This is a genomic window from Thiocapsa roseopersicina (genome assembly GCF_900106925.1).
Classification (GTDB): domain Bacteria; phylum Pseudomonadota; class Gammaproteobacteria; order Chromatiales; family Chromatiaceae; genus Thiocapsa; species Thiocapsa roseopersicina.
Genome location: NZ_FNNZ01000002.1, coordinates 55,739 through 81,213 on the forward strand (window position 1 = coordinate 55,739; position 25,475 = coordinate 81,213).

Below are 25,475 nucleotides of genomic sequence, written 5' to 3' on the forward strand. Positions count from 1 at the left end.
CAACACAAAAAGAAGAAAAACACCGAAACACTTAAACCCCGATTTCCGACTCCTAATCCCTGCTAAAACCGCCGAATCCGGATCGAAAAATCCTGAATCGCGTCACTCCATCATTTTAGTGCCGCACCAACACCACACCCGACTCAAGGCGACCAAGCCACTCCGAACGCGATTCAGGCTCAAACCGCTATTGGCGCGCGAATCGCCGCCTGCGGCTCATACCCGACGATCTCGATATCCTCGAAACGGTAGTCGAACAGGCTCGGCGGACGGCGCAGCAGACGCAACTGCGGCAGCGCCCGAGGCTCGCGCTTGAGCTGCTCGAAGACGATCTCGTCGGTCAGATGATTGCGGTAGAGGTGCAGGTCGCCGAAGGTGTGGATGAATTCTCCGACCTCCAGATCGCACTGGTGTGCGATCAGATGGGTCAGCAAGGCATAGCTGGCGATATTGAAAGGCACGCCGAGAAAAAGGTCGGCGCTGCGCTGATAGAGCTGGCAGGAGAGCCGCCCTTCGGCGACATAGAACTGAAAGAGACAATGACAGGGGGCGAGCGACATGCGCCCGGCGTGCACGTTGTCGCGCGGACTTGAGGTCTCGTCGGGCAGATCCGCCGGGTTCCAGGCCGAGACAACCAGCCGACGCGAATCGGGACGGGTCCTAATGGTCTCGACCAGCTCGGCGAGCTGGTCGATGACACGGCCGTCCGGACAGGCCCAACTGCGCCATTGAGCGCCGTAAATGGGACCGAGACGTCCGTCCCCGGCCGCCCACTCGTCCCAGATGGTCACGCCGCGATCGCGCAGCCAGCGGTTGTCCGTCGAGCCGGTCAGGAACCAAAGCAGCTCGTAGACGAGGCTTTTGGTATGCACCCGCTTGGTGGTCAGCAGCGGGAATCCCTGGCTCAGATCGAAGCGCACCTGACGACCGAACACCGAGCGCGTTCCCGTGCCGGTGCGGTCGGCCTTGTCGATGCCGTTGTCGATCACATCGCGCAGCAGATCGAGATAGACGCGCATCCGTCAGACCGTCGCCGGCCCGAGCAGGAGGGAGTGCCCGTCCATCTGCTCCGGGATGGGGATGCCCATCAGATGCAGCACCGTGGGGGCAATGTCCTTGATCCCGCCGCCGACCGACAGGCGCCAAGGCACCTCGTCGATCACCAGACAGGGCACCGGATAGGTGGTGTGCTGGGTATGGGGATCACCCGTGACCGGATCGACCATCTCGTCGCAGTTGCCGTGATCGGCGCTCAGGATGACCGAGTAGCCGCACTCCACGGCAGCGTCCAGTACGCGGCCGACCTCGCGATCCAGCGTCTCCACGGCGGCGATCACCGCCTCGCGCACGGCCGTGTGACCCACCATATCGCCGTTGGCGAAATTCACCACGATGAAGGGAAACTGTCCGCCGCGCAGGGCTTCGATGACGGCATCGGCAACACCCGGCGCGCTCATCTCGGGTTTCAGATCATAGGTGGCGACCTTCGGCGAGGGGATCAGCGCGCGCTCTTCGCCGGGGAAGGGGTCGCCCCGCCCTCCGTTGAAGAAGAAGGTCACATGCGCGTATTTCTCGGTCTCGGCACAATGAAACTGGGCGATGCCGTCGTCGCTCAGGATCTGCCCGAGTGTCGTTTTCGGCGTGTCCGTATCGAAGGCGAAGGGCAACCCGAACCAGGGGTCATACTCCATCATGCCGGTGACCTGGACCCGGGTGACGCCACGCCGGTCGAACTTGTCGAAATCGCTCTGGTGCAAGGCCGACAACAGTTGGCGCGGACGGTCCTTGCGGAAATTAATGTGGATCACCTGATCGCCGTCGCGGATCGGATCGCCGCCGGCGACGATCGTCGGGCGGATGAACTCGTCGTCCTCGCCGGCCGCATAAGCCGCCTCGATCGCCTCGCGCGCAGTCTCGGCGTGCCGACCCTCGCCGTCGACCATGGCGCGCCAGGCCAGCTCGGTGCGATCCCAGCGGTTGTCCCGATCCATCGCGTAGTAGCGTCCGCTGACCGTGGCGATCCGCCCCCCGGAGGTCTCGAGCGCCTCGTCGAGACACTTGAGATAACTCAGCGCCGAGCGCGGCGGCGTATCCCGTCCGTCCGTGAAGACGTGGACCATCGGGCGCGCGCCCTGACGCTTGCAGAGCTTGATCAGCGCGGCCAGATGACGGACATGACTATGGACACCGCCGTCGGAGACCAAGCCCATGAGATGAATCGGCCGACCCTGCTCGGCCGCCGCACGCGCAGCGTTCACCAAGGCGTGGTTGTCGAAGAAGCTGCGGTCGTCGATCGCGCGATCGATCAGCACCAGATCCTGGAGGACGACACAGCCCGAGCCGATGCACATGTGCCCGACCTCGGAGTTGCCCATCTGCCCGTCGGGGAGCCCGACCGCCAGACCGGACGCCTGAAGCGCGGTATGCGGATAGCTCGAAAAGTAGCGATCGAGGTTCGGCGTGTCGGCGATCGCGACCGCATTGTTAGCCTTGGACGGGTTCAGACCGAAACCGTCCAGGATGACCAGGATGACCGGGCGTCCCGGGACCTTCTTCCTCGGTTGACTCATCGCTCGCTTACTCCTCTGCCGTCGGGGTTGGACATTGTAGACGTTCGGGACGCCGCGTCGCGCCTGTTTCGGTCGGGTCCGGGGCCCCATCGAGAGGGCATCCGATAATCGGGAAAGCTCCGGTCGACGGGTTTATCATTCTCCGGAGGATCCAGTGATCGGACCCCATCATCACAACATAAAGCTCCGACAGGCGGGGCACGCGGAGGAACCATGCAGACCGATCGAATCATCGCCTTCGTCATGGCCGGCGGCCAAGGCTCGCGACTCCAGCCGTTGACCACGGCGCGCTCCAAACCGTCGGTACCCTTCGGCGCCCGCTATCGCATCGTCGACTTCGTGCTCAGCAATCTGGTCAACTCCCAGATCCAGACCATCTATCTCTTGGTGCAGTACAAGTCGCAATCCCTGATCGAGCATGTACGCAAGGCTTGGACCATCTCGCCCTTGCTGCAGAGTCAATTCGTGACCGTCGTACCCCCCCAGATGATGTCCGGGACGCATTGGTTCCAAGGCACGGCCGACGCGGTGAATCAGAACATCGCACTCATCGAGGAACATCGGCCTGATCTGGTCGCCGTCTTCGGGGCCGACCACATCTATCGGATGGACATCCGCCAGATGGTCGATTTCCACAAGGCACGTAACTCCGACGTGACGATTGCCGCCTTGCCGGTCCCGCTTGCCGAGGCGTCGAGCTTCGGCGTGATCGCCGCCGACGAAGAGGGGCGGATCAATGCCTTCGAGGAAAAGCCGGCGAACCCCTCCCCGCTGCCCGGCGATCCGACCATGGCCTTCGCCTCCATGGGCAACTACATTTTCGACGCGAAGGTCCTGATGCAGGCGCTAAGGGAGTGCGAGGCGGCGGGCGAGTCGGACTTCGGACAGCATGTCCTGCCGCGGCTGCTCAACACCCACCGACTCTTCGCCTACGACTTCGCGACGAATGTCATACCGGGCGTGCACCCCTACGAAACGCCGGTTTACTGGCGCGACGTCGGCAGCATCGATGCGTACTTCGACGCGCACAAGGACGTCCTGGGGGCCGAGCCGGCCTTCGATATGTTCAACCCCGAATGGCCCGTTTTTTCCAGCGGCTATCAGGGTCCGGTCGCTCGCGTGCTGGGCGGGGAGCTGCGCAACACGCTCCTGGGTGCGGCGACCATGATCCACGACGGTGCACGCCTGACCAACTCCATCATCCGGCGCGAGACCGTGATCGAGGAGGATGTCGTCCTCGAGGACTGCATCATCATGGACTATGTCCGTATCTGCCGCGGCGCCCGTTTGCGCAACGTCATCGTGGATCGGCACAACGTCATCGAGGCCGGGGATCGAATCGGTTTTGATCCGGTGAAGGATCAGCAACGCTTCCATGTCAGTGCCGGTGGCGTCACCGTCGTCCCGATGGGGCGCGTCAGCTATTTCGCACGCGACATCCGAGGCACCGGGCGAGGCGGCTACTCCGAATAACCACCATCGACCCGAGGCCACGCATGACGGACACGAATCGCAAGACTGTTCTCGTCACGGGGGCAAACTCAGGTTTGGGAAAGGCGATCGCGCTCGCCTTCGCCCGTGACGGGATGCGTGTCGGCATGCTGGTCCGCAACGAGGCCCGCGGCCTAGCTGCCCGGGACGAGATCCTCGCCGCTACAGGCAACCGCGAGATCTCTCTCTTCGTCGCGGACCTCGGCAGTCAGCACGAGGTTCGCCGAGCGGCGGCGGAGATCCTCGATCGCTTCGAGCGCCTCGACCTCCTGATCAACAATGCCGGGACCGCTTATGCGAGCCGCCGAACGAGCCCCGAGGGGCTGGAGCGCTCGCTGGCGGTCAATCATCTGGGGCCTTTCCTGCTCACGGGTCTACTGCTCGAGCGCATCAAGGCCAGCGCACCGGCCCGGATCGTCAACGTCGGCACCAAGATGGACACGGCGATGGACTTCGACGATCTCGACTGGACGCGTCGTCGCTATCGCATGATGCAGGCGTACGGTCAGTCCAAGCTCGGGAACCTGCATTTCACCTTCGAGCTCGCGCGACGTCTCGCAGGCACCGGGGTGAGCGTGAACTGCGTCTTCCCGGGCGTCTTTCGATCCAACCTCGGCGGCTCCGACGGCGCACAAGGGATCTTCTGGAAGGCGGTCGACCTGCTGCTCGGCTGGGCCCTTCCGACCCCGACGCGCGCCGCGGAGCGCGTGCTTCATGCCGCCCGATCACCCGACCTCGACGGGGTCACGGGTCGGTATCTCGGTGACCGTCGTTCGATCAAGGCACCTTCCCAAGCGCTCGATGCGGATGCCAACAGGCGACTCTGGACCATCAGCGAGAGACTTGTCGGTTTCTCGCAAAACCCCGCTGCCCGTTTCCCGGGCAGCTGACGGGACACCAAGGATGGCAGCGACACTTCAGGCGGGCAGCAGGCCTCCGGGACGCGCTTGCGCGCGGTGTTGCCGGATATGGTCCCAGACCTTCTCGTGGAAGAAGTAAACCACCGTGTTGATCGCGGGCTCGACTAGGGCGATCGCCCCGCCGACCAGGAGGCTGCCGCTCAGCAGGTAGGCCACGCTGAAGGCGACCGTCATATGCAGGATCGCAAACGTGATCGTTTTGGCCATGTGAGTGCTCCTCTTCAATTGCTGGATAGGAGCATAGCGGCGACACATCAATCTTCAAAATCGATTGTTATTAATTTATCGATCGTCATAAACAATCATAAGAGGCAAGAGCACGAAACCCACGACTGCATCCGGCGGACCCGGCCGGTCGAAACGCCGAGGCTCGGGTGACGCCCTCGTTGACCCGACGCGCCGGTCGTGATCAATGCCTTGCGAGAATGCTCAGGCGAGCCTGGAGCGGGTCGACGACGGGGGTCAGCTTCCGGCGCATGAGGCTGCCGAGGACGCTGGGATCGAGCGCGACGGCGCGGATGAGTCCATAACCGACACCCGATAGGACGCGCATGGCGGCGACGTCCGGGGCCATCTCGGGGAGCTCGCCAAGCAGCCGTGCCGTGTCCGAATCCGGGCTGGTTGGTGTTGCGAAGCACTCGGCCTCCGCGATCAGATCCGCGAGCGGAAGGTCAGGATCCCCCTCCGGGCGCAGCGCACCGAAGTAGTCTCTCAGCAGATCGAAGGTCGCTGTCACCACGTCCTGACTGGGCGGCTTGGACAACACGGTTGCGACCGTCGCGAGGAATGCCTGTCCGGGCGAGGAAAAGACCCGACCGAGCAGCCGGGCGCACGGGTTGCCCGCCCCGGCGAGCGCAACGATCGGCTCGGGAAGCGCACGTGCCGCTACGCCTCCCGCTCCCGGTAGGTCGTCCGGAACGGCCTGCAGGAAACCGACGAGATAGACCTGCTTGCGCGCGGCCTTCTTCCAGAGGTCGTCCCGCCGGTCCGCGTCGACGAGGCCGGTCTGGAGGATCAGACGGATCGACTCGGTTATCGTGTCGCTCTCGGTTTCGAAGGGGAGATAGTCGATGAGATAGTCCACCAGGATCCGTCCCATGGCACCCGCGACGATCGCCGGATTGCCCAACATGCGCCGGGCATTCTCCGCATCCTCCATGGCCCACCAGGCGCGCCGAGCCAGCTCGTCGGTGAGTCCGGGCGAGCAGACGGCCGCCACGACCGCCTCCGGCTCGCCGAGCAGGAGCAATTGCTCCAGGCTCTCGTCGCGCATCTGGCCCATGCGGGTCCAACGGCGCAGATAGATGGGGTAACCGCCGGGCGAGCCCAGGACGTGACCCGAGATGAGCTCTTTGACGCCCCGAAGATACTGATCCGGACGTGTGTTGGGGTTGAGGCGAATCGTCGCCTCGCCCTGCGGACCGAGACCGTAGACGATCAGCTTGGATTCATCGATGCGGATGGCTTGCGGGCGATTGGCCAGCAGCACGTTCAGCCGGAAGCTGTCTTCGTTGCTGAGATCCATGCCGATTCGCTCCGACCCGGATCAAACCTCGGTGGGCGGCTTGTAGTGCGGATCCTTCGGATTCATGAAGATAAAGCTGAACTGACCCGGCTCCATCTCCACATAATCCATCGTCGTTTCGTCGAGCAGCGGGACCTGCTCGGGGGCCATGACGATATCCACGCCCTCGCAGGTCATGCGGATATCGTCCTCGGTCGGCTCGTCGAACCCGATCCGATAGTCGATCGCCCCGTCCGGCATTTGAAACGCGGCCAACCTCAAGGACATGCCCTCGGTGCCGCCTTGCTGCGCGGCCTTGAGCACCTGATCGGCCGCTGCTGTCGTGAGTTTGAACATCTGAAACCTATTATCCCGTTGAGTGTTCGCATGACATGCGTCCGATCGGCTCTGCTCCAAACCCGGTTTTCGGAGCGATCTGCATTGCTTCAAGCGAGTGCTCCGCGGGTCGCGGGCCCACCGAACGTTCAGTCGGTGCGGCTTGCAACCTCGACTCCCGCCGATCCTCAACCGCCGAGACAGCGCCGAATATGCTCGACGAAGCGACCTGCCCACCGGACGCCGCCCACGTCCCTGAGGTGACTGTAACAGGCCAGCAGATGACCTTGAACAACCCCGTCATGTGCGCCGTCGATTCCCACACCTCGCAGCACATCATAACCGTACCGCCAAGAGGGGTCAGGCGCGACGACCGAGGAATGGTGAAACTCATGTGCGGGGATCTCGCAAGCAGCCCCGCCGGCCGCATCCGGCCACGGGAAGTCCGAGGTCTCGCGAAGCCGCACATAGCCGCGCCCCTGCGGTCGGGAATGCATCCGGACCTCGGCCTTGAGCGCGCCCACCATCTCGCGCCGCTCGCCGTTCCAGCCGATCGCCTCGCACAGATACATCAGCCCGCCGCATTCGGCGTAGACGGGGCCACCGCGGGCGATGAAGTCCGCGATCTGCTCGCGCATCCCGCGGTTCGCCTCCAGCTCGGCCATGCGGCACTCGGGGAACCCGCCGCCGATGTAGAGTGCATCGACCGACGCAAGCTCGCGATCGGCGAGCGGGCTGATCTCGACCAACTCGGCGCCCGCTGCGGCAAGGGCACGCAGATCGTCCGGATAATAGAATCCGAAGGCCGCGTCACGCGCAACTCCGATGCGCACGACATCCCCGGCCGGTACACGGATCAACGGCGAGGGCGCAGGTGACGGCGGGCGCGGCACGCCCTCGGCGATGGCGAGCAGCCGGCTCAGGTCGACCTGCTCGGCGACACGCCCCCGGATGCGGTCGATCCATGCCTCGGCGGCCTCCGCCTCGTTGCTCGGCATGAGCCCCAAGTGGCGCTCGGCGATCTCGATCTCGTCGTCGCGATGCATCACGCCGAGCACAGGCAGATCCGTATAGTGCTCCAGCGCGGCGATCAGATTGCAGGCGTGGCGCGTCCCGCCGACCTTGTTGAGGACCACGCCGGCAAGGTTCAGCTCGGGGTCGAAGGCCTGGTAACCGAGCAGAAGGGGAACGATGCCGCGCCCCATGCCGTGAGCGTTGATCACCAAGACGACCGGTGCCCCCAGGAGTTTGGCGAGCTCGGCGTTGCTGTTGGAGCCTGCCGGATCGATGCTGTCGAAAAGGCCGACATTGCCCTCGATCAGCCCGAGATCCGCCGTGTCGAGCTCGTGCGCGAAGGCGTCGAGGATCTCCGCGCGCCCCATAGTATGGAAATCGAGGTTGTAGCAGGACCGCGAGCAGGCCTCCGTCAACCACAACGGGTCGATATAGTCGGGGCCCTTCTTGAAGGGCTGCACGCGCACACCCGCGTCGCGCCAAGCGCGGCACAGACCGATGGAGAGAGTGGTTTTTCCCGACGACTTCTGAGCCGCCGAGATATAAAGATGCGACATCGACCCGTCACCCGACCTTCGACTGCTTAGGAATCTCGATGACCGTACGCATCCGAACGGAACTGCGGACCCGGGCGTTCCGGGTGGCGTGAAGCAATGCCGGCGCCGTCCTCGACGGACGGGCCGACCGATCCGCGATCAGGCCTTGGCGCCCGCCGGACCCTGCTCCACGATCTTCTCCTCGTCGACCGGCAGGACATCGTCCGCGAGCGACTCCGGAAGAAACTGCAGAACCCGCACGCCTACGGATGTCACCAAGAGGGCAATCGCCACGCCGCCAAGCCCGAGCAGAACCTCCGGGATCGTCGGTCGATAATGCGCCGCCTCGCCCTGCACGCCGTCGAAGAAACCCGAGGCCAAAACCGTCTGCCCGGGGAACATCTGCATCGGATAAGCCTGGCTGCCGATGATGATCACGTACATGCTGGCCAGTCCGCCGACGATCACCAAGCCGCACGCCGCGGCAATCCAGTTTCGCTCTTTGCTCAACACCGGGTGGTAGATGATCCCGAGCGGCATAAGTCCGCCGACCAGGATCCAGCCGACCCAAAACATGAAGGTGTAGATGCCGCCATCGAGCAAGAGCCACCCGACCAGATCGTGGTTCTTCGCGCCGTAAAGCTTGGTCAGGTGATAGACCAACGTGAAGTAGAAGACGCTCAGGATAAAGATACCGAGCAGATTCTTGAGCCGACACAGGATACGTTCGCCGATGGGGCGACCTTCCTCCGCGAAGGTGAACATCATCACCAGCATGAAGATGGCGAGGCCGTAGGCGAAGGACATCACGACGAACATCGGCGCGAGGATGGCCGCGTCATAGGCCTGACGTGCGACCAGAAAGCCGAAGATGGCGCCGGTACCCGTCGTCAAGGCCAGCCGCCAAAAGGTCGCGAGGATCCCGATGGGCCGGTTGTAGGGCTCGCCGTGGCGATCCGCCATACTCCAGAGATAGGCGATGACGATCGCCATGAATCCCGAGTACAGGAAGATGTTCCACGCGAAGATCGAGCGGAAGTTGTAGGTGGTCATCGCCACGACCAAGCGCTCGGGGCGCCCGAGATCGAGCACCAGCACCAACAGACCGCCCATCAGAAGCGCCGCGGAGAGAAGTCCGGAAAGCCGCCCGAGCGGCTTGTAGAGCGGCTTGCGAAAGACCGTCCCGATGGAGGCGATGTTCAGCGCGCCGGAGGCCGAAATGATCAGGAATACGGCGAACACATGGGGCGTACCCCAAACCACCGAGTTGCTCATCCCGCTGACCCAATGGCCTTCGTGCTCCATATAAGCGAAGGCGAGCGCGCCGATCCCGACCACCGAGGCGAGAATGCCGAGGAGGCTCCAGTACCGAGCGGGCGGAATGCGCCACTCGCGATAGATGATTCGCTTCATGTCCTGCTCACCTCGCCCAGGTCAGATTCCGGAATACCGAACGCCCGTATTCAAGCTCAGATCTTCTCGGATCTGTCGGCTCGCCATCTCGGCGAGATGCTTTCGGATGTTGCTTTCGGGATCTTTGAGGTCACCGAAGACGATCGCCTCGTGCCCGGCTTCGCGGCAGGCATCGACGCACGCGGTGGAGTCTTCGCCGAAATCGCGCCGATGGACACAGAGGTTGCAGCTCTCAACGCAGCCCTTGCCGCGAGGGACACGGGTGAGTTGCTCCTCCATCACCTCGTGGATGAAGCTGCGTGCCTTATAGGGGCAGGCCATCATGCAGTAGCGGCAGCCGATACAGGTGTGACGGTCGACCATGACGATGCCGTCGGCGCGCTTGAACGAGGCGCCGGTCGGGCAAACGTCTACGCACGGCGGATGCTCGCAATGCTGGCACATCAGCGGGAGATTGGTCACGCGCCCGGTCTGGTTGTCCTGTAGCTTGACCTTGCGGATCCAGACCGCCTTCTGATCGTCCCAGTGCTCCTGCGACGCACTCGCGGGCTTGCTCTGAAGACTCAGACCGTTCTCGCGGTCGCAGGCATCGACACAGGCCGAGCATCCGTCGACACATTTGGCGGTGTCGATCAGCAGACCCCAACGCACGTCGCCGGTCACCGCCTCCGATCGCGGAGCCGCCGTGACCGAATGCAGAACAACCCCCGGTGCGACGACAGCCGCCGTGACGCCGGCGGCGACACCCATGAAGGCGCGCCGACCCGAATCGGACGGCGCCGAATCGGACCGGGTCGCCTCGGACAGGCCCGGATCGGCTGAACGGTCGGTTGGTTCGTGGTGATCTTTCATCTCAGTGGTCTTCCCCATCAGGTCGAGCCTGAACCGATCGATCCACGCCGACGGCTTGGAATGCGGCGTGGGCCGCCCGCTCGGCACCCGGCCCTTTGGGCACGGATGCGTGGCAGTCGAAGCAGTTCAGGTTGACGGCCGTGAAGGCATGACAGGCGCCGCAGAACTCTTCCTTGTGATGAATCGGTTGCGGCACACGCTCCGCGTCGGAGCGGATGTGACACTCCACACAACCGGCGAGACTGTGCTTGCTGGAACGGATCCCGCCGTGGACCGTCTCGTCGCGCTGGTGCTTGATGAGCTCCATGTGCTTGCGACGCATCACATCGGTCGGCTCGACACAGGATTCCAAGGCCGCGGCCTTGGACCCCTCGAGCACATAGGTCTTCGCGTCGGCCGCCAGGACGACTTGGGCGAGGAGCACCCAAGCCAATCCAACGGCGACGAGGCCAGCTCTCACTGCGGCTTTTGCCATCGACGCCTCCACGGTGCTTACTCGCCGAGACCCATCTTGATGTAGCCGGTCGGGCAGACATCGGCGCAGATATGACAACCAATGCACTTGGCATAGTCGGTGTCCACGTAGCGCCCGGTGGTTCGGCTGTTCTTGTCGACCCGGAAGACGGCGTCTTGCGGGCAGAAGATCACGCAGTTGTCGCACTCGAAGCACATGCCGCAGCTCATGCAACGTTTGGCCTCGTCGATCGCCTCGGCCTCGGCGAGACCGATCACGCGCTCCCTGAAGTGGCCGAGCACGTCGTCGGAGCTCGGCACATCTTCCTTGCGCAAATTGCGGGGATGGAAGTTGAAGTGGCCGAGGAAGAGCTCCTCGTGCGGGATAACCTCGGCACCCGAGCGATCCTCATAGTTATGGATCGCGTAGTTCGCACTTGAGGTTCCGCGCATATCGCCGCGCTCGTCGGGGACGAATGCCTCGGGGGCGAGGTTCGCTTCGGTCATTTTCTCGAGCAGATTGAAATGATGCACATCGACCTTGGGACGGCGCTTGTGCTCGACCTGGCGGACGTACTCGTCGATGGAGTCCACCGCGATGGACGCCTGACCGATGGCCGTCGTCAACAGATGCGGGCGGATGATGTCGCCCGCGACGAAGTGACCGGGCTTGTTCGGCACCTGATAGAACTTGTCGGCGTTCATCAGGCCGCGTCCGTTGTCGAGCTCCTCGAGGCCGGTCAGATCGCCGCCCTGACCGATCGCGGCGACGATGAGATCGGCCGCAAGGACGCGCTCGGTCCCTTCGACGGGGGTCGGACGACCGTCGACCATTTGACAGTCGGCGACGCGCAGTCCGGTCGCGCGCCCGTTCTCGCCGAGCATGACCTCCAACGGCATGACGCCGTCGAGGATGGTCACGCCTTCGTGCGTAGCGTCGTGCACCTCATGCTCGGAGGCCGTCATCTTGTCGCGCGTGAAGAGCGAGGTGAGTGTGACCTCGGCGCCTTCAGCCGCGGCGGTCATGGCCGCATCATGTGCGACGTAACCGTCGTGGATGACGGTCTCGGGCAGATCCTTCGGGCCGGTCTTGGTGATGTGACCGAGCCGGCGCGCAACCGAGACGACGTCGATCGAGGTGTCGCCGCCGCCGACGCACACCACCCTCTCGGCGGTGATCTTCATGCGGCCTTCGTTGAATGCCTTCAGGAAGGCGACACCCGAGACGCAGTTCGGCGTGCCTTGCCAACCCGGCACGGGCAACCCGCGCCCGCTCTGGCAGCCAATCGCCCAGAGCACGGCGTCGAACTCCTTCTCAAGCTGCTCGACGGTGATATCGGTGCCGACCTTGGTCTTCAGACGAACCTCGATCTGGCCCATGTCGAGAATGCGCTGAATCTCCGCGTTGAGCTTGTCGCGCGGCACACGGTAGCCGGGGATGCCGTAGAAGAACATCCCGCCGAGTCCGTCGTTGGCCTCGAAGATGGTCGCGGCGTGGCCTTTGCGGCGCAGCTGGTAGGCCGCTGCAAGACCGGCCGGACCACCGCCGATGATGGCGACGCGCTTGCCGGTGTCGGCCGGCGCGGCCTCGAACCGGTAGCCCTTCTCGATGGCGGTGTCGCCGATGAACTGCTCGACGGCGTTGATCCCGACGAAGTCCTCCAGGGCGTTGCGATTGCAGCCGTCCTGACAGGGAGCGGGACAGACGCGGCCCATCATCGAGGGGAAGGGATTGGCGTCGGTCGAGCGGCGGAAGGCATACTCCTCCCAGTCCAGCCCGACCGGAGGCTTCTCCATGCCGCGCACGATCTGCAGCCAGCCGCGAATATCTTCGCCCGACGGACAGCTGCCCTGACACGGCGGGGTCTTGTGGACATAGGTCGGGCATTTGTGCGAGGTGTCCTGTACGAAAATCTTGTCAGTCCACTTGTCCCACTCGTGCTGACCGTCCTCGAAACGGCGCCAGGAAGGTTTGGTCTTCATTTCGTCGGTTGAAGTCGCCATGTCGATCATTCTCCGTACCGGTTGAACCCTGATACATCATCAGGGGGTTCGTATCAGCTCGCAGCTCGGGGCCCTCGGAGAAGCCTGCGCATTGCGGCGCAAGCCTGCCGGGTCAGGCGGCCTCCTCTGCCTCTTCTTCGTCGTCCTCGTCGTCCAGCGGGGTCAGCACGATGGCGTTCGAAACCAGTTGGTGCAGACTGACGATCTGATCCATCTCCATGCCGTAATACGGCAGGACTTTCGTGAACTGGCTTTTGCAGATGGCGCAGATGGCAGCCATGTGCGTGACGCCCTTTTCGAGCATCACGTTGTTCAGGGCCTCTACACGTGGCTTGGCGCCCTTCACCCGCAGCTCCATCAGGTCGTCGGTCAACAATCCGCCACCGCCGCCGCAGCAGAAGGTCCGGTCGCGGATGGTATCCTCGTCCATGTCGTAGAAGTGATTACAGGTCGCCCGGATGATGGCGCGCGGGATCTCGAACTGCCCGCCGGGCGTATTGCCCATTCGCGAGGCACGGGCGACGTTGCAGCTGTCGTGATAGGTGAGAACCTTGTCGTCATTCTCGCCCTTGTCGAAGGTCAGCTTGCCTTCCTGGATCAGGTCATAGGTGAACTCGCAGATGTGCTGCGGCACCGGATAACGCGGATCCAGAAAATCCCAGGGGCCTGCCAAGGTGTTCAGAAAGCTGTAGGCGACGCGCCAAGCGTGACCGCATTCGCCGAAGACGATGCGCTTGACCTTGAGCTGGATGGCAGCCTCGCGGATACGCTGGGCGACCCGGCGCATGTTCTCGTACGAGCCGATGAACATGCCGAAGTTCGCCGCCTCGGAGGCATGCGAGCTGAGCGTCCAAGAGACTCCGGCCTCGTGAAACACCTTACCGTAGCCGATCAATCCGTCGACATGGGGCTCGGCGAAGAAATCCGCCGAGGGCGTGACCAGCAGAATCTCGGCACCGACCTGATCGATCGGATAGCGCACGGCAACGCCGGTCTCGTCGAAGACATCCTCCTCCAAGCCCTCGAGGGTATCCCTCAGTGCGGGTCCGGGCAGACCCAGATTGTTGCCGATGGTATAAACCTTGCCGATGATCTCGTTGCAGTACTTCTGCCCCACACCGATGCTGTCCATGATCTCGCGCGCCGCCATGGAGATCTCGGCCGTGTCGATACCGTAGGGGCAAAAGACCGAGCAGCGCCGACACTGCGAACACTGGTGATAGTAGCTATACCAATCGTCGAGCACTTCTTTGGTGAAGTCCTCGGCCCCAACCAATTTCGGAAACAGCTTTCCGGCTAGGGTGAAATAGCGCCGGTAGACCTTGCGCATCAGGTCCTGGCGACCGACCGGCATGTTCTTCGGATCCTTGGTGCCGAGATAGTAATGACACTTGTCGGTACAGGAGCCGCATTTCACGCAGGAGTCCAGATAGACCCGCAACGAACGATACTTTCCGAGGAGCTCGCCCATCTTGTCGAGGGCCTTCTCCTGCCAGTCGTCCATGAGCTCGCCGGGAAAGCCGAGCGGCGCTTGGATCTCGGGCTTAGCCACGAACGGCTTACTGTGAGCCATGGTCTGCGGCGTCACGGGCGGGACGTCGAGGTACTGACTCAGCTCGGGAACTTCAAACGTTGCCTTAGCCATGGATCAACCTTTGCTGCGGACGGGATGGCGCGAAAAATCTATTCCTGCTCGAGGCGTTTCGCCCAAGGCGCAATGTGTCTGTGCTCGCGCGGGTTGTCGACCTGATTGCGGCTGGGACTGAAGAAGAGACCCGGCGCATGGAGCAGCTTGCTGTAGGGAAAAATGATCATCAACGCCGCCACCAGAAAGAGGTGCAGCAGTAGAAGCGGATCCCCGGGCAAAGGCTGCGGGTCGAAGCTGTAGAGCCCGATGAAGAATGACTTCACCGCGACCACGTCGGTGTGAAACACAAACTTCATAAGCAGACCGGTGCTGCCGATCGCGATCAGCAGCGCCAAAATCAGATGATCCGAGGGCGAGGAGATGTAACGAACACGGTCGACGAAGAAACGTCGCGCCCACAAGCCCGCAAGACCCACGACCATCGCCATGCCGCCATAGATCCCGAAGGGCTGAACCAGCTCGATCGGCAACCACACCGGCTCCATGAAATAGCGCAGATGGCGCAACGTGACGAGAAAGAGTCCGAAGTGAAAGATCCAGCCGAAGATCCAGGTCCACTTGTTGCCGCGAAACAGGCTCTCGAACAGCACGACTTCACGCGTCATTCTGAATACGACCCCGCTGCGGGTGGTCGGTGCCGGCGTCGTCGGAATCTTCAGCGGTGCCGGGGTGCGCGCGTACTGGACGACCTTGAAGGTCACGCCGGCCAACAGCACCAGGGCCGCAAAGTAGTACAGATAGGCGTAGACCATCGTCAGGAACGACATGTGCCTGGTACCTCAGTGGATCGGAAAGTCGCCGGGGGTCGAGCTCGCAACGAGCCCGCCCCCGGTCACGGCTGACGGATCAGACGCAGCCGGTCGGCTTCGGAAGTCCGGCGAAACGGCACGCCTGCTTGGCCGGGCCATAGGGGAACAGGCTGTAGAGGTACTTGCTGTTGCCCTTGTCCTTGCCGAGCTTCTTGCCGACTGCCTTGGTGAGCACGCGCACGGCAGGTGCGATCTGGTACTCCTCGTAGTATTCGCGCAAGAAGTTGATGATGTCCCAGTGCTCGTCGGTCAACTCGATGTTGTCCTGCGCCGCCATGACGGTGGCGATACCCGGAACCCAATCGTTCAAGTTGGCCAGGTAACCTTCCTCGTCTACACCGTATTGCTTGCCGTCGACTTCGATCGTGTCTGACATTTCGATGCTCCTATCGGTTTCTAAAAAAACTACAACCAGGCCTGAACTTTCCCGTTCTCCGCGGCAAGATCCACGAATCCGGCATAGTCCACGACACTGATACCCTCGATGATGCGCTCCGCGGAAAAGCCGCGCGCCTGCAGGTCCGGGCCAAGCACGTAGACCTTCAAGCGGCCGAGCGCATCGCTCACATGGGGTTCGACGGCGGTCCCTTTAAGGGCCGCATAAACGCCGTCTTCGAACAGCAACACGGCCGACCCGTCGGTGGCGAACTTCAGACAGGACTCAAGCGCGTTGCGCTCGAACGGGGATTTGTTGACGGTGTGCAGAATACTCATGACTTCCCCCTAGAAGCTGAAGATCGCATCGGATTCGTTCATCAACTCGCCCACGCGGGCCGAGTCGATCACCTCGACGATGTTCTCGATCTCTTCTTCGGTCTCGAAGTCCTCCCAGGCGATCTCGACCAGATCCTCTTGAGTCAGACCGCGGGCCTCCAGCGAGGCGCGATCCACGTAGATCTTTTTCACCTCGTAGTCGCCCAAGGTCCGGAAGGTCGGCGAGAAGTTCTTCATGCCGATCGCCTTGGTATCTTGGCCCTTGGTGAGCTGGTAGACCCCGTCGTCGAGGAACATGACGCTGACGTCCTGATCGAAGGCGGCCCCGATCAGCACCACTTCAAGTGCCTCCCAGGCATAGATGGTCCCGTAGGGCGCCTTGCGATTGAGGTACATGAATTTCTTCACGACTTCCGACATCTCAGCTCTCCTTTAGTCGCCGAAGACGACGAGGCGGTCGGCTTGAATGGCCGCCTCGACCAGCTGCCCGAGTCCGGAGATGCGGAACTTGGGATGAATGTTGGTGGCGTCCTTGCCGTTGCGGCTCGCTTCGCCCTCGTCCACGATGCCGCGGCGCTGAGCCGCGGCCACGCAGACCACCAGATCGAGGCTGTACTGCTCGGCCAACTCCGCCCAGCGATTGACGATATGACGATCGTCCTGCGGCGGTGTCGTCAGACGTGTCGAGTTGTTGACCCCGTCGTGATAGAAGAAGACCCGAAAAATCTCGTGCCCCTTCTCCAGCGCCGCCTTGGCAAATTGATATGCCGAGTCGGATGACTGGTGCTGATAGGGTCCCTCGTTGATCTGAAGTGCGAACTTCATGCCGACCTCTCGACTGATTGCGATAGCTCTTGAACCGATCCCTCTGCCCGCCTTTAGAAGCGGATGTACGAGGAGCTGTTGAAGCTGGCCCGTGCGCCGCGCCAGGTATCGATGTGATACTTGGTGAAAGGCAGCTCGACCTCTTCGAAGAAGCGCGGCCAGCCGATGCGCTCGATCCACTCGTTGACCCGCTCCCAATCCCGCGCGCCCTCTTTATACGCCTTGAGGATACGCTTGACGATGGCGGTCGCCTCGGGCCAGCGCGGCGGATTGTTCGGGATACCGGCAGCGACCAGCTTCTGGAAGGTCGGCTTGCCGCGGGCATTGGAGTGGTTTCCGCCGACCCAGATCGCGAGCTTGGAATGCTCGGCATCGTTGATCTGCATCGGAGGGCAAGGCGGATAGCAGGCACCGCAGCAGATGCACTTGCGCTCGTCCACTTCCAGCGAGGGCTTGCCGTTGACCATGGCCGGACGAATCGCCGCAACCGGGCAGCGGGCGACAACCGAGGGACGTTCGCAGACATTCGCGACCAGATCGTGGTTGATCTTCGGCGGCTTGGTGTGCTGGATGTTGATCGCGATGTCGCCCTGACCGCCGCAGTTGATCTGGCAGCAGGAGGTCGTGATATGCACGCGATTGGGCATGTTGGCGTTGCGGAACTCGTCGATGAGCTCGTCCATCATCGACTTCACCACGCCCGAGGCGTCGGTACCCGGGATGTCGCAGTGCAGCCAGCCCTGGGTGTGCGAGATCATCGCGACCGAGTTTTGAGTCCCGCCGACCACGAAACCGGCACCTTCCAGGGCGTCGATCAGGGGCTGGACTTTCGCCTCGTCCGTGACCATGTATTCGATGTTGGAGCGCAGCGTGAAATGCACATAGCCTTCGGCAAACTCGTCGCCGATATCGCACAGCTTACGCAGTGTAAAGACATCGAGGATGCGCTGCGTTCCCGCCTTCACCGTCCAGATCTTGTCGCCGCTGTAGGCGACATGGAGCAGCACTCCAGGCCGAGGATGGTCGTGATATTTCCACTGCCCGAAATTCTTGCGCATCATCGGATGCATGTATTGCCAGGGATCGGGGCATCCGGATTCGATCGGCTCACGCATGTCTGCCATCGCCTTTACTCCAATATTTCAGTCTGATGGTAAGTCAGTCGGCGGCACCCGTCAGTGCCCGCGCGTCGGGATCGCGATGATCCCGAGCAAGGCACCAAGGATGTCGGTGCGGATTTACTTGCCGGCTTCGGCTTGACGCTCGAACCAAGCCTCCGCCGCCTCGTCCCATCCGTCCAGTCGGACATAGGAGCTCTGGCGCGGGTGGCTCAGCATGTTCGGATCCGGCTCGATGCCGATGCCGTCGAGGAAGTTGGCCAAGCCGATACGCTCGATCATCTCGCCGCAGCGCTCGTGCTCGAGGCCGTTTTCCGCCCAGAAGTCGATGATGGTTTCGGCAAGCTCGACCATGGACTCGTAGTCCTCTTCGGTCTCGAGCTTCTTGAAGGGAACGACGACGGTGCCCATCAGATCGCCGATCTTCAGGGTACGCTTGCCGCCGATCAGGATGGTGACGCCCTTGTCGTCTCCCGGATGCAGCGCCTTCGGCATCACGTTCAGACAGTGCATGCAGCGCACGCAATCGCGGTTGTTGACCACGAGGGTACTGTCGTCGGTGAGGCTCAGCGCCTGGGTCGGACAGCGCGTGATGACGTTGTCGATGTAGTACTGGCGGCCCTTGTCGGCGATGTAGTTCTTGACCTCGGCCTGATCGACCTTCATGTCGTCGCGCCAGGTGCCGAGCACGGCGAAGTCCGAGCGCTCGATGGCGTTTTGGCAGTCGTTCGCGCAGCCCGAGACCTTGAACTTGAACTTGTAGGGGAGCGCCGGGCGATGGACGTCGTCGACGAAATTGTTGACCAGCGCACGATGCGCCTTCAACTCGTTAGTGCAGGACATCTCGCAGCGTGCCGCGCCGACGCAGGACATTGCGGTACGTACGCACGGACCTGCGCCGCCGAGATCCCAGCCGTATTCATTGATCTCGTCGAAAAAGTGTTGGGTGTTCTTGGTGTCCGTTCCGATAAACATGATGTTGCCGGTTTGACCGTGAAAGGTCACCAGGCCCGACCCCCACTTCTCCCAGCTGTCGGCCAATTGGCGCAGCATGCTGGTGGAGTAATGGTTGCCCGCCGGCGGCTGGACGCGCAGCGTGTGGAATTCCTTGGATTTCGGAAATGCCTTGCCGACCTCGGAGAAGCGCGGAATGATACCGCCGCCGTACCCGAAAACCGAAACGGTGCCGCCCTTCCAATAGCCTTTGCGGGTCTCGTATGAATGCTCGAGCTGACCCAAAAGATCATTGGTCATTTCATTGATACGCGGCTCCGGATGCTCGTCGCGGAGACGCTTGATGCCCGAGATGAAGCTCGGCCAGGGGCCGGTTTCGAGCTGATCAAGCATCGGTGTACTGTGCTTCTCGATAGCCATGGCGCTGTCTCTCCGAATCAGAATGAAGCAGGAAGGGATCGGGGTTTCGATAAAACCAATCGGGCATGCGTCGACACGAAACCGCTTCACCGAGAGTCTCGCCATGGCGCGGGCTTGTCGTCATGCCTGGACTGCCGGCGCACATCGGACCCTGTTTTACCGAGACCCCATCGGCATTCGCTAAATTACCGGCTCCCAGGGTCCGCGCCCATTCCACGATTGGGAGGGCTCTTTCCCGACGGACTATCCCATTCGGGATAGAGGATAAGGTCATGACGGACGCCGCAGCGGGTGTCCTCCCGGTTGTTTTTTGGCGGCGAACATGCTTGAGCAAATTGACAGGAAATGCTACATCCCGATGACTCCTAAGTCAACATTCACTAATATTCAGGTTTGCTCATTCAGGGGGGGTGAAGGCTATGGACGACCCTTTCGATCTCTCGAAAAATCGCGCCTATTCGCACTGGAGGGCTCTTAAGCTCCGAGCCTATCCCTGCAAAATCCAGGACCTGCATGTCCACATCGGGCGACTCGACCGACCCTCGCAGGCCGAGCTCGCTGCTTTGAAGGCGCGGATCGATACCTTCAACATGGCGCTGGTCGAGGTCGATCCCGACGGAATCGAAACCGAAGCCCTGCTGTCGTTCACGCGGGCGCTGGGCCTACGCAGAACGGATGCCAACCTCTTCGCAGACGCATCGGCGTTCAGCCGAATCGCCGCAGCCCGAGCCGACCCCGACGACGAGGCCCCGGTGGGCTCAGGGCATTCCCTGCTCGGTCGGGCAACACTCGGCGACTTCGTCCCCTATACGAACAAACCGCTGAGCTGGCATACCGACGGGTACTACAACACACCGGACCAGCAGGTCGGGGCCTGGTGCCTCTTTTGCGTCCGCGCCGCGCGCGACGGCGGGGAGAACGGCCTGCTCGATCACGAGATGGCCTATCTGCAGCTGCGCGACGAATCTCCGCAGCACATCGCTGCGCTCTCTCACCCGCAAGCCCTGAGCATTCCGGCGCATGTCCACGACGGTCGCACGCTCCGGGCGGCGAGCGTCGGACCGGTGTTCTCGGTGCGCAACGGACAGCTGCACATGCGTTACTCGGCACGTGCACGCCACGTCCTCTGGCGTGACACGCCCGACACGCACGCGGCGCGAGCGGCACTGGATCGGTTGTTTTCCCGCACGGACGTCTTCACGTTCAGATACAGGCTAAGACCGGGCGAAGGGCTCATATCCAACAACGTCCTCCACTGCCGTGCCGGATTCGGCGACGACGAGGACCCTGCGAAGGCGCGGCTGCTCTACCGCATCCGCTTCCTGGATCGAATCGCCCTCGACTGAAGATCCACCGTAACCAGGGCGGGCGATCGGCCTGGATCTCGATCGAGACCCGTCGACACAGGCCATGAACACGACGAGACAAAGACCCGCAGCCACCTGAGTGCCAAGCGGGCGACGCGCTCAACATCAACCCAACGACAAGGGAGCAGTAGCGGCGACCCATGCTCAAGCTCAGCGAGATACTGGTTTCCAATCAAGACATCGAATCGTTCGACGAGCTCGTTCCCGTCATCCAGGCGGTCGCGCGCTCGGGCGAGCGTTTCTTCAGGATGGACGTCAAGCCACCCTACCCCGATACCCCGGAGAACTGGGAAGACCGGCTCGAGGCGGCCTTCAGCGGGCTCGTCCGATGACGCCCGAGCACAAGTCAGAGCCATGGAACGCGCCGTCATGAAACAATTCGACATTCTGGCCACGCAGATTGCCGATACAGCGGCCGATTCGATCATCAATCGCAGCGCCGAGAATGCGTCGCTCGAGTCGCACCTGACGACGCTGCAGGATCGGCTGAAGAATCTTGATCAGATCCACGCCCCCGCGCACGCGATCGCGGATGCCCGGCTACAGGTCGCACGCACGCTGGTGAGTCTGGAGCGCGGCGACGAGGCTTGGCCCATCGGCCGGGCGGCCTTCGATCACTTCATCGCGCATGACTCTTTCGAGCTTGCCGCCGATGCCTGCGATGTCTTGTTTCAGGCCGGCCAAGAAGAGTCGCTTTGCGCACTCGGCCAAGGGATCTGGCTAGCAGTCACATGCCCGATCGATCCCGAGCTGACCATCGAGCTGCTCAGTCACGTGATCGACGAGACGCCGGACGACGCCGACGGTGCCGCGGTCGCCGCGACCACGGCACTCTTCATCGCCGACGTCCGTGCCCGGGACCGTCAACGCGACGATCTGATGTTCTTCGCGACCCAGATGCTCGGCACGGTCGCACGGCGACACAGCGGGGTCGACTCGCCCGAACAGCTCGAGCAGTGGATGGAGCGCCTCGAGCTCAAGGAGCCGGAGAAGTTCCTGGTGCGCTTGCGCAACGTGGTCGACGTTCTGGTGCAGGACGATTGGTGGTTCGACCGGCGTGCCCTGCAGGATCGCCTCCCGTTCGCCTGAGAGTACACGTCCGCACCACGCTCCGAACACACTCGAAAGCAAAGCACTTCACGGACAATGACGATGTTTTGGAATGACGACGACAACCCCGACCGGATTCGCGTGCCGGACGACATCGTCGATCTCCTCTTCGGGATCGACTGCAAATGCATCCCGGTCGACCACGCCTACCTGCTCGCCGAGGCGCTGAGCCAGGCGCTGCCCTGGATTGCAGAGGAGCCGGGCGTCGCCGTGCACTCGGTCCACGTCGCCGGGTCACAGAACGGCTGGGAGCGACCGGAGCACGGGACGGACTCCTATCTCGCCGTCTCCCGACGGACCAAGCTGACCCTGCGGGTTCCCCGACACCGCGTCACGGAGATGTTGCGCGATCTTCCCGGGGCCAAGCTCGACCTCGGCGGAGAAACCCTCGTCGTGGGCGAGGGCAAGACCAAGCCGCTCAGCACCGAGACGACCTTGTTCTCTCGATACGTTGCACTCGATCTCGCCGACGAAGACGAGGGCGCCTTTCTCGAGACCGCCGCGCGCGCCCTCGCCGAGATGGACATCCGCGTGCGCAAGGCCGTGTGCGGCAGGACCAACCGGCTCGCCACGCCCGCGGGTCCCATTTCGACACGCAGCCTGATGCTCGCCGGACTGACGCAGGACGAATCCATCCGGCTGCAGCAACGGGGGCTCGGCTATCACCCCCTTCTGGGCTGCGGCATCTTCATTCCGCACAAAGGGGTCGACTCGGTCAAACCAAGCCAAGGCTGAGCAGGACTCGGCGCGTGCATCTTTCGAGGACATAGCGCCCGCTCCGAACACGCGCCGCGTCCTCGTGCCGTGGCCGCCGGACCTCCCCCCTCCCGGCGCTTCGTAATCTCCGACCGCATCATATGCACGCCGCCGGATCCGCAGGCGCACAAAAAGATGTGACGCCTGCATCACAAAATCATAAGATTCGGAAGTTTGAATCAACCCCTAATGACAGGTACTGCGTCATACGACGACCGTACCCTGCCGAGCAAAGACGAGAGGAGCAACCATGGCCATCGAAGTCAATGGCAAGACCGTCGAGACGACCCCAAGCGGCTATCTTCAAGACCTCGCAGACTGGAGCGAGGATGTCGCGTTGAAGCTCGCCGAGATCGAGGGCATCACCTTGACCGACAAACATTGGGACGTGATCAACTATCTGAGGGACGAGTACCACAACAACGCCCAGAACCAGCCCATGGAGCGCGTGGTTCTGAAGGAAATGGCCAAGAAGTGGGGCTCCAAGCCCACGAGCAAGGATCTCTACACCCTCTTCCCCCTCGCGCCGACCAAACAAGGCACCAAGATCGCGGGCTTGCCCGAGGTGCTGCGCAAGGGCGGTTACTGAAGCGGCCGACCCCGCCCGCGATACGATCCATGGACGGATCAAGGTCCGCCGCGGGGTCGACCGGGGCTTGCCTTGCCGTTGAAGCGGCTGCAACGAATTCGGCCTTCGGCCGCACCCAATCTCTCATCCGGCTTCCCTTGCGCCCATCCTGCTTCTCTCTCTCGGAACCGACGCAGAGAGCGTCCCGACTGATCCCGCTTGCCGCACCCCGGCGATAAGAAATTCGCCCGGCCGATCCTTACGCCACACCGGGACTTGAGCATGTCGCGCGAGTAACGCGCAGGTGCGCCTGTTCGGTCGATCGGACACCCCCGAGGCGACACCTCGCGATTCCCTTGATCCAGATCATTTTTCCGCTCGTCGCCGGGAGATTACCGCAGCGCAGCGCGCAATCCGCCTTTACTCCACATCCGACGTCCTATATAAATGCGAACGCTTCTTATTTGCCTTCGTATCGAGCTGGAGTATCGGACATGTGTCGCACCTTCAAAAACCCCATCCGCCACAGACTCGCGCTGGCCACGCTGACCTCAGGTCTGTTGGCCGCCTCTGCCTCGCCAAGCTGGGCCTACGACGTCACCGACAGCTTCTCGATCGGCGCGGTGTTGGGCGCGGCGGGTCAATGCCAGGAGGGTCTCGGCGGGCTGGTCGACGAGGACGGGCAGTCACTGGAGGGCAACACCTGCCGAGGCGGCATGCCGTTTCAGCTTGAATTGAGCTTTCGCCCGAGCGAGCGCGACGAGTTCTACGCCCTGTTCGGTTATGCCGTGGACAACGGCCTGAACGAGGTCTCGCCCTTCGTGCTCGCCCCCTGGGCGGTCGATCTCGAGAACGATCTGAAGGACATCAACGGGCGCGGGCGCGACTACCTGCTGCAGGCCTGGTACAAGCACACCTTCACGCTGGGCGAGGACGCCACCCTCGGCACCACCTTCGGCATCATCGACTCCACTGGTTATCTCGACGAGAACGCCTACGCCAACGACGAGTTTACCCAGTTCATGAACGAGGCGTTCGTGAACTCCGGCGGCTTCAATCTGCCCTCCTACGATGCGGGCGCGGCGCTCGAGCTCGCCCTGGGCGACTGGGAGATCAAGGCCGCGGCGCTGAACATCGGCGAGAACGACGACGGCAACAACTACAACTTCTGGGGCGCACAGGTCGGCTATCGCCTCGACAGCGCGCTCGGGGAGGGCAACTACCGCGCCGTGATTACCGGCACCTCCTCGGCCTTCTTCAAGCCGCGCGCGGAGCTCGGCGAGGAGGCGCAGTGGGCCGAGGACGCACCGCAAGACGCGATGCCGGTTGCCGCGGAGAAGACCGATCTGATGGGCTACGGTCTGTCCTTCGACCAGGCCCTCGGCGATCATGTCGGCGCCTTCCTGCGCCTGACCTGGACCGACCACAAGGACATCCTCGACTACCGCGGGCTCTACACCGGCGGCCTGCAGCTTGCCGGCGGCCTCTGGGGCCGCGAGGCCGACACCGTCGGTTTGGCCTACGGCTATCTCGACGGCGCCGATACCGGGATCTCCAACACCAATGTCGCCGAGCTTTACTACCGCTTCGCCGCCAACGACTTCCTCGCCCTTACTGCCGACATCCAATACATGGCCGACGATTACGACACAGGCGAGGACATCGAGGGCTGGATCTTCGGGCTGCGCCTCGTCGCGGAGCTTTGATGAAACCGCGATGAAACCGCGTCCGGTGGCGTCATGTCCCGGTGTCGGGTGATTCCGCCTTGCGGGCATCAACAAGCGCCGGAGTCGACGCGGTTTCATGATTCCTAAAACAAGTGACGACTCAGAGACACGGTCAACACCTCAGATTCGCGCGGATGGGTAGAGCGTAGCGAAACCCATCATCCACCGGCGGCGACGCCCTGCCGGGGTTCGCAAGCTCACCCCGGCCTCCATGTTTCGGTTGTTCTTGATTCGGCCCCAATCTCCTGAACCGCGTCGCGCCGAGGTCGTTCTCGCGCTCCGAGGCCCAGAGCACCTCGGAGCGAGCATCTCGCGGGGAACGCGGTTCAGTGGCGGCTCAGTTGCGAATTGGCGGGATGGCCGCAT

The 25,475-nt window shown here is 62.7% G+C and carries 26 protein-coding genes; 8 read left to right on the forward strand and 18 right to left on the reverse strand.

The window, feature by feature from the left end; translation table 11 throughout:
* Positions 1 to 179: 179 nt before the first annotated feature.
* Together BLV04_RS02825 and gpmI are read right to left on the reverse strand one after the other, a co-directional pair.
* Positions 180 to 1,019, reverse strand: coding sequence for a thymidylate synthase (locus BLV04_RS02825; protein ID WP_093027964.1), 840 nt, complete (start codon positions 1,017 to 1,019; stop codon positions 180 to 182).
* Positions 1,020 to 1,022: 3 nt separating this feature from the next.
* The gene (gene gpmI, locus BLV04_RS02830) at positions 1,023 to 2,570 is read right to left on the reverse strand and encodes a 2,3-bisphosphoglycerate-independent phosphoglycerate mutase (protein ID WP_093027966.1); all 1,548 of its coding nucleotides are present in this window, start codon (positions 2,568 to 2,570) and stop codon (positions 1,023 to 1,025) included.
* Positions 2,571 to 2,783: 213 nt separating this feature from the next.
* Between gpmI and BLV04_RS02835 the strand changes: the two genes are divergently transcribed.
* Together BLV04_RS02835 and BLV04_RS02840 are read left to right on the forward strand one after the other, a co-directional pair.
* Entirely contained in the window at positions 2,784 to 4,043 is a 1,260-nt protein-coding gene (locus BLV04_RS02835; RefSeq protein ID WP_093027968.1) for a glucose-1-phosphate adenylyltransferase, read from the forward strand.
* A 23-nt stretch (positions 4,044 to 4,066) separates the two neighbouring features.
* A complete protein-coding gene (locus tag BLV04_RS02840; protein WP_093027970.1) occupies positions 4,067 to 4,951 on the forward strand; it encodes an SDR family oxidoreductase in 885 nt (294 codons plus the stop codon).
* 27 nt (positions 4,952 to 4,978) lie between these two features.
* On the opposite strand, the gene BLV04_RS02845 is transcribed toward BLV04_RS02840, so the two are convergent.
* The 16 genes from BLV04_RS02845 to dsrA all read right to left on the reverse strand — a co-directional run bounded on the left by BLV04_RS02845 (position 4,979) and on the right by dsrA (position 19,581).
* A complete protein-coding gene (locus BLV04_RS02845; protein ID WP_093027972.1) occupies positions 4,979 to 5,188 on the reverse strand; it encodes a DUF2061 domain-containing protein in 210 nt (69 codons plus the stop codon).
* 202 nt (positions 5,189 to 5,390) lie between these two features.
* Complete coding sequence (locus BLV04_RS02850; protein WP_093027974.1) at positions 5,391 to 6,506, reverse strand: sulfur reduction protein DsrS; 1,116 nt, start codon at positions 6,504 to 6,506, stop codon at positions 5,391 to 5,393.
* A 21-nt stretch (positions 6,507 to 6,527) separates the two neighbouring features.
* On the reverse strand, positions 6,528 to 6,842 hold the full coding sequence (locus BLV04_RS02855; protein ID WP_093027976.1) for a HesB/IscA family protein: 315 nt from the start codon (positions 6,840 to 6,842) through the stop codon (positions 6,528 to 6,530).
* A gap of 167 nt (positions 6,843 to 7,009) precedes the next feature.
* A complete protein-coding gene (locus tag BLV04_RS02860; protein WP_093027978.1) occupies positions 7,010 to 8,392 on the reverse strand; it encodes a cobyrinic acid a,c-diamide synthase CobB in 1,383 nt (460 codons plus the stop codon).
* Between the two features lie 138 nt (positions 8,393 to 8,530).
* Complete coding sequence (nrfD, locus tag BLV04_RS02865; protein ID WP_093027980.1) at positions 8,531 to 9,784, reverse strand: NrfD/PsrC family molybdoenzyme membrane anchor subunit; 1,254 nt, start codon at positions 9,782 to 9,784, stop codon at positions 8,531 to 8,533.
* A gap of 21 nt (positions 9,785 to 9,805) precedes the next feature.
* Positions 9,806 to 10,636, reverse strand: a complete 831-nt coding sequence (gene dsrO / locus BLV04_RS02870) for a sulfate reduction electron transfer complex DsrMKJOP subunit DsrO (protein ID WP_093027982.1) — start codon at positions 10,634 to 10,636, stop codon at positions 9,806 to 9,808.
* A 1-nt stretch (position 10,637) separates the two neighbouring features.
* Complete coding sequence (locus BLV04_RS02875; protein ID WP_093027984.1) at positions 10,638 to 11,111, reverse strand: sulfur reduction protein DsrJ; 474 nt, start codon at positions 11,109 to 11,111, stop codon at positions 10,638 to 10,640.
* A gap of 17 nt (positions 11,112 to 11,128) precedes the next feature.
* The gene (locus BLV04_RS02880) at positions 11,129 to 13,093 is read right to left on the reverse strand and encodes an NAD(P)-binding protein (protein WP_093027986.1); all 1,965 of its coding nucleotides are present in this window, start codon (positions 13,091 to 13,093) and stop codon (positions 11,129 to 11,131) included.
* Positions 13,094 to 13,205: 112 nt separating this feature from the next.
* Complete coding sequence (gene dsrK, locus BLV04_RS02885) at positions 13,206 to 14,738, reverse strand: sulfate reduction electron transfer complex DsrMKJOP subunit DsrK (protein WP_093027988.1); 1,533 nt, start codon at positions 14,736 to 14,738, stop codon at positions 13,206 to 13,208.
* 38 nt (positions 14,739 to 14,776) lie between these two features.
* Entirely contained in the window at positions 14,777 to 15,508 is a 732-nt protein-coding gene (locus BLV04_RS02890) for a respiratory nitrate reductase subunit gamma (RefSeq protein WP_093027990.1), read from the reverse strand.
* Between the two features lie 79 nt (positions 15,509 to 15,587).
* Positions 15,588 to 15,926, reverse strand: a complete 339-nt coding sequence (locus BLV04_RS02895) for a TusE/DsrC/DsvC family sulfur relay protein (protein ID WP_093027992.1) — start codon at positions 15,924 to 15,926, stop codon at positions 15,588 to 15,590.
* A 29-nt stretch (positions 15,927 to 15,955) separates the two neighbouring features.
* Positions 15,956 to 16,264: a sulfurtransferase complex subunit TusB gene (tusB, locus tag BLV04_RS02900; RefSeq protein ID WP_093027994.1), complete on the reverse strand. Its 309-nt coding sequence runs from the start codon at positions 16,262 to 16,264 to the stop codon at positions 15,956 to 15,958.
* Between the two features lie 9 nt (positions 16,265 to 16,273).
* Positions 16,274 to 16,684, reverse strand: a complete 411-nt coding sequence (gene tusC / locus BLV04_RS02905) for a sulfurtransferase complex subunit TusC (RefSeq protein ID WP_007193784.1) — start codon at positions 16,682 to 16,684, stop codon at positions 16,274 to 16,276.
* 12 nt (positions 16,685 to 16,696) lie between these two features.
* Complete coding sequence (gene tusD, locus BLV04_RS02910) at positions 16,697 to 17,089, reverse strand: sulfurtransferase complex subunit TusD (protein ID WP_093027996.1); 393 nt, start codon at positions 17,087 to 17,089, stop codon at positions 16,697 to 16,699.
* 53 nt (positions 17,090 to 17,142) lie between these two features.
* Positions 17,143 to 18,213: a dissimilatory-type sulfite reductase subunit beta gene (gene dsrB / locus BLV04_RS02915; RefSeq protein ID WP_093027998.1), complete on the reverse strand. Its 1,071-nt coding sequence runs from the start codon at positions 18,211 to 18,213 to the stop codon at positions 17,143 to 17,145.
* 114 nt (positions 18,214 to 18,327) lie between these two features.
* A complete protein-coding gene (dsrA, locus tag BLV04_RS02920; RefSeq protein ID WP_093028412.1) occupies positions 18,328 to 19,581 on the reverse strand; it encodes a dissimilatory-type sulfite reductase subunit alpha in 1,254 nt (417 codons plus the stop codon).
* A gap of 419 nt (positions 19,582 to 20,000) precedes the next feature.
* On the opposite strand from dsrA, the gene BLV04_RS02925 reads away from it, so the two are divergent.
* The 6 genes from BLV04_RS02925 to BLV04_RS02950 all read left to right on the forward strand — a co-directional run bounded on the left by BLV04_RS02925 (position 20,001) and on the right by BLV04_RS02950 (position 25,088).
* A complete protein-coding gene (locus tag BLV04_RS02925; RefSeq protein ID WP_093028000.1) occupies positions 20,001 to 20,927 on the forward strand; it encodes a TauD/TfdA family dioxygenase in 927 nt (308 codons plus the stop codon).
* Positions 20,928 to 21,088: 161 nt separating this feature from the next.
* On the forward strand, positions 21,089 to 21,280 hold the full coding sequence (locus BLV04_RS02930; protein WP_093028002.1) for a sulfur relay protein DsrC: 192 nt from the start codon (positions 21,089 to 21,091) through the stop codon (positions 21,278 to 21,280).
* A 37-nt stretch (positions 21,281 to 21,317) separates the two neighbouring features.
* Complete coding sequence (locus BLV04_RS02935; RefSeq protein WP_093028414.1) at positions 21,318 to 22,037, forward strand: hypothetical protein; 720 nt, start codon at positions 21,318 to 21,320, stop codon at positions 22,035 to 22,037.
* 63 nt (positions 22,038 to 22,100) lie between these two features.
* Positions 22,101 to 22,793, forward strand: coding sequence for a type I-MYXAN CRISPR-associated protein Cas6/Cmx6 (gene cas6, locus BLV04_RS02940; RefSeq protein ID WP_093028004.1), 693 nt, complete (start codon positions 22,101 to 22,103; stop codon positions 22,791 to 22,793).
* 271 nt (positions 22,794 to 23,064) lie between these two features.
* Positions 23,065 to 23,403 carry a TusE/DsrC/DsvC family sulfur relay protein gene (locus BLV04_RS02945; RefSeq protein ID WP_093028006.1) on the forward strand — a complete coding sequence of 113 codons (339 nt, stop codon included), beginning with the start codon at positions 23,065 to 23,067 and terminating at the stop codon, positions 23,401 to 23,403.
* A gap of 473 nt (positions 23,404 to 23,876) precedes the next feature.
* Entirely contained in the window at positions 23,877 to 25,088 is a 1,212-nt protein-coding gene (locus BLV04_RS02950; RefSeq protein WP_093028010.1) for a carbohydrate porin, read from the forward strand.
* Positions 25,089 to 25,475 lie beyond the last annotated feature (387 nt).

What these genes read in the sequence shown, in the direction of transcription:
- BLV04_RS02935 (WP_093028414.1), top strand. Translation starts at nt 21,318, where the DNA reads ATGAAACAATTCGACATTCTGGCCACGCAGATTGCCGATACAGCGGCC.
- nrfD (WP_093027980.1), bottom strand. Translation starts at nt 9,784, where the DNA reads ATGAAGCGAATCATCTATCGCGAGTGGCGCATTCCGCCCGCTCGGTAC.
- BLV04_RS02945 (WP_093028006.1), top strand. Translation starts at nt 23,065, where the DNA reads ATGGCCATCGAAGTCAATGGCAAGACCGTCGAGACGACCCCAAGCGGC.
- BLV04_RS02855 (WP_093027976.1), bottom strand. Translation starts at nt 6,842, where the DNA reads ATGTTCAAACTCACGACAGCAGCGGCCGATCAGGTGCTCAAGGCCGCG.
- BLV04_RS02880 (WP_093027986.1), bottom strand. Translation starts at nt 13,093, where the DNA reads ATGGCGACTTCAACCGACGAAATGAAGACCAAACCTTCCTGGCGCCGT.
- BLV04_RS02925 (WP_093028000.1), top strand. Translation starts at nt 20,001, where the DNA reads ATGGACGACCCTTTCGATCTCTCGAAAAATCGCGCCTATTCGCACTGG.
- dsrA (WP_093028412.1), bottom strand. Translation starts at nt 19,581, where the DNA reads ATGGCTATCGAGAAGCACAGTACACCGATGCTTGATCAGCTCGAAACC.
- BLV04_RS02825 (WP_093027964.1), bottom strand. Translation starts at nt 1,019, where the DNA reads ATGCGCGTCTATCTCGATCTGCTGCGCGATGTGATCGACAACGGCATC.
- tusC (WP_007193784.1), bottom strand. Translation starts at nt 16,684, where the DNA reads ATGTCGGAAGTCGTGAAGAAATTCATGTACCTCAATCGCAAGGCGCCC.
- BLV04_RS02835 (WP_093027968.1), top strand. Translation starts at nt 2,784, where the DNA reads ATGCAGACCGATCGAATCATCGCCTTCGTCATGGCCGGCGGCCAAGGC.
- BLV04_RS02895 (WP_093027992.1), bottom strand. Translation starts at nt 15,926, where the DNA reads ATGTCAGACACGATCGAAGTCGACGGCAAGCAATACGGTGTAGACGAG.
- BLV04_RS02875 (WP_093027984.1), bottom strand. Translation starts at nt 11,111, where the DNA reads ATGGCAAAAGCCGCAGTGAGAGCTGGCCTCGTCGCCGTTGGATTGGCT.
- tusB (WP_093027994.1), bottom strand. Translation starts at nt 16,264, where the DNA reads ATGAGTATTCTGCACACCGTCAACAAATCCCCGTTCGAGCGCAACGCG.
- BLV04_RS02840 (WP_093027970.1), top strand. Translation starts at nt 4,067, where the DNA reads ATGACGGACACGAATCGCAAGACTGTTCTCGTCACGGGGGCAAACTCA.
- dsrO (WP_093027982.1), bottom strand. Translation starts at nt 10,636, where the DNA reads ATGAAAGATCACCACGAACCAACCGACCGTTCAGCCGATCCGGGCCTG.
- BLV04_RS02890 (WP_093027990.1), bottom strand. Translation starts at nt 15,508, where the DNA reads ATGTCGTTCCTGACGATGGTCTACGCCTATCTGTACTACTTTGCGGCC.
- dsrB (WP_093027998.1), bottom strand. Translation starts at nt 18,213, where the DNA reads ATGGCAGACATGCGTGAGCCGATCGAATCCGGATGCCCCGATCCCTGG.
- BLV04_RS02950 (WP_093028010.1), top strand. Translation starts at nt 23,877, where the DNA reads ATGTGTCGCACCTTCAAAAACCCCATCCGCCACAGACTCGCGCTGGCC.
- BLV04_RS02845 (WP_093027972.1), bottom strand. Translation starts at nt 5,188, where the DNA reads ATGGCCAAAACGATCACGTTTGCGATCCTGCATATGACGGTCGCCTTC.
- dsrK (WP_093027988.1), bottom strand. Translation starts at nt 14,738, where the DNA reads ATGGCTAAGGCAACGTTTGAAGTTCCCGAGCTGAGTCAGTACCTCGAC.
- BLV04_RS02930 (WP_093028002.1), top strand. Translation starts at nt 21,089, where the DNA reads ATGCTCAAGCTCAGCGAGATACTGGTTTCCAATCAAGACATCGAATCG.
- gpmI (WP_093027966.1), bottom strand. Translation starts at nt 2,570, where the DNA reads ATGAGTCAACCGAGGAAGAAGGTCCCGGGACGCCCGGTCATCCTGGTC.
- BLV04_RS02860 (WP_093027978.1), bottom strand. Translation starts at nt 8,392, where the DNA reads ATGTCGCATCTTTATATCTCGGCGGCTCAGAAGTCGTCGGGAAAAACC.
- tusD (WP_093027996.1), bottom strand. Translation starts at nt 17,089, where the DNA reads ATGAAGTTCGCACTTCAGATCAACGAGGGACCCTATCAGCACCAGTCA.
- cas6 (WP_093028004.1), top strand. Translation starts at nt 22,101, where the DNA reads ATGTTTTGGAATGACGACGACAACCCCGACCGGATTCGCGTGCCGGAC.
- BLV04_RS02850 (WP_093027974.1), bottom strand. Translation starts at nt 6,506, where the DNA reads ATGGATCTCAGCAACGAAGACAGCTTCCGGCTGAACGTGCTGCTGGCC.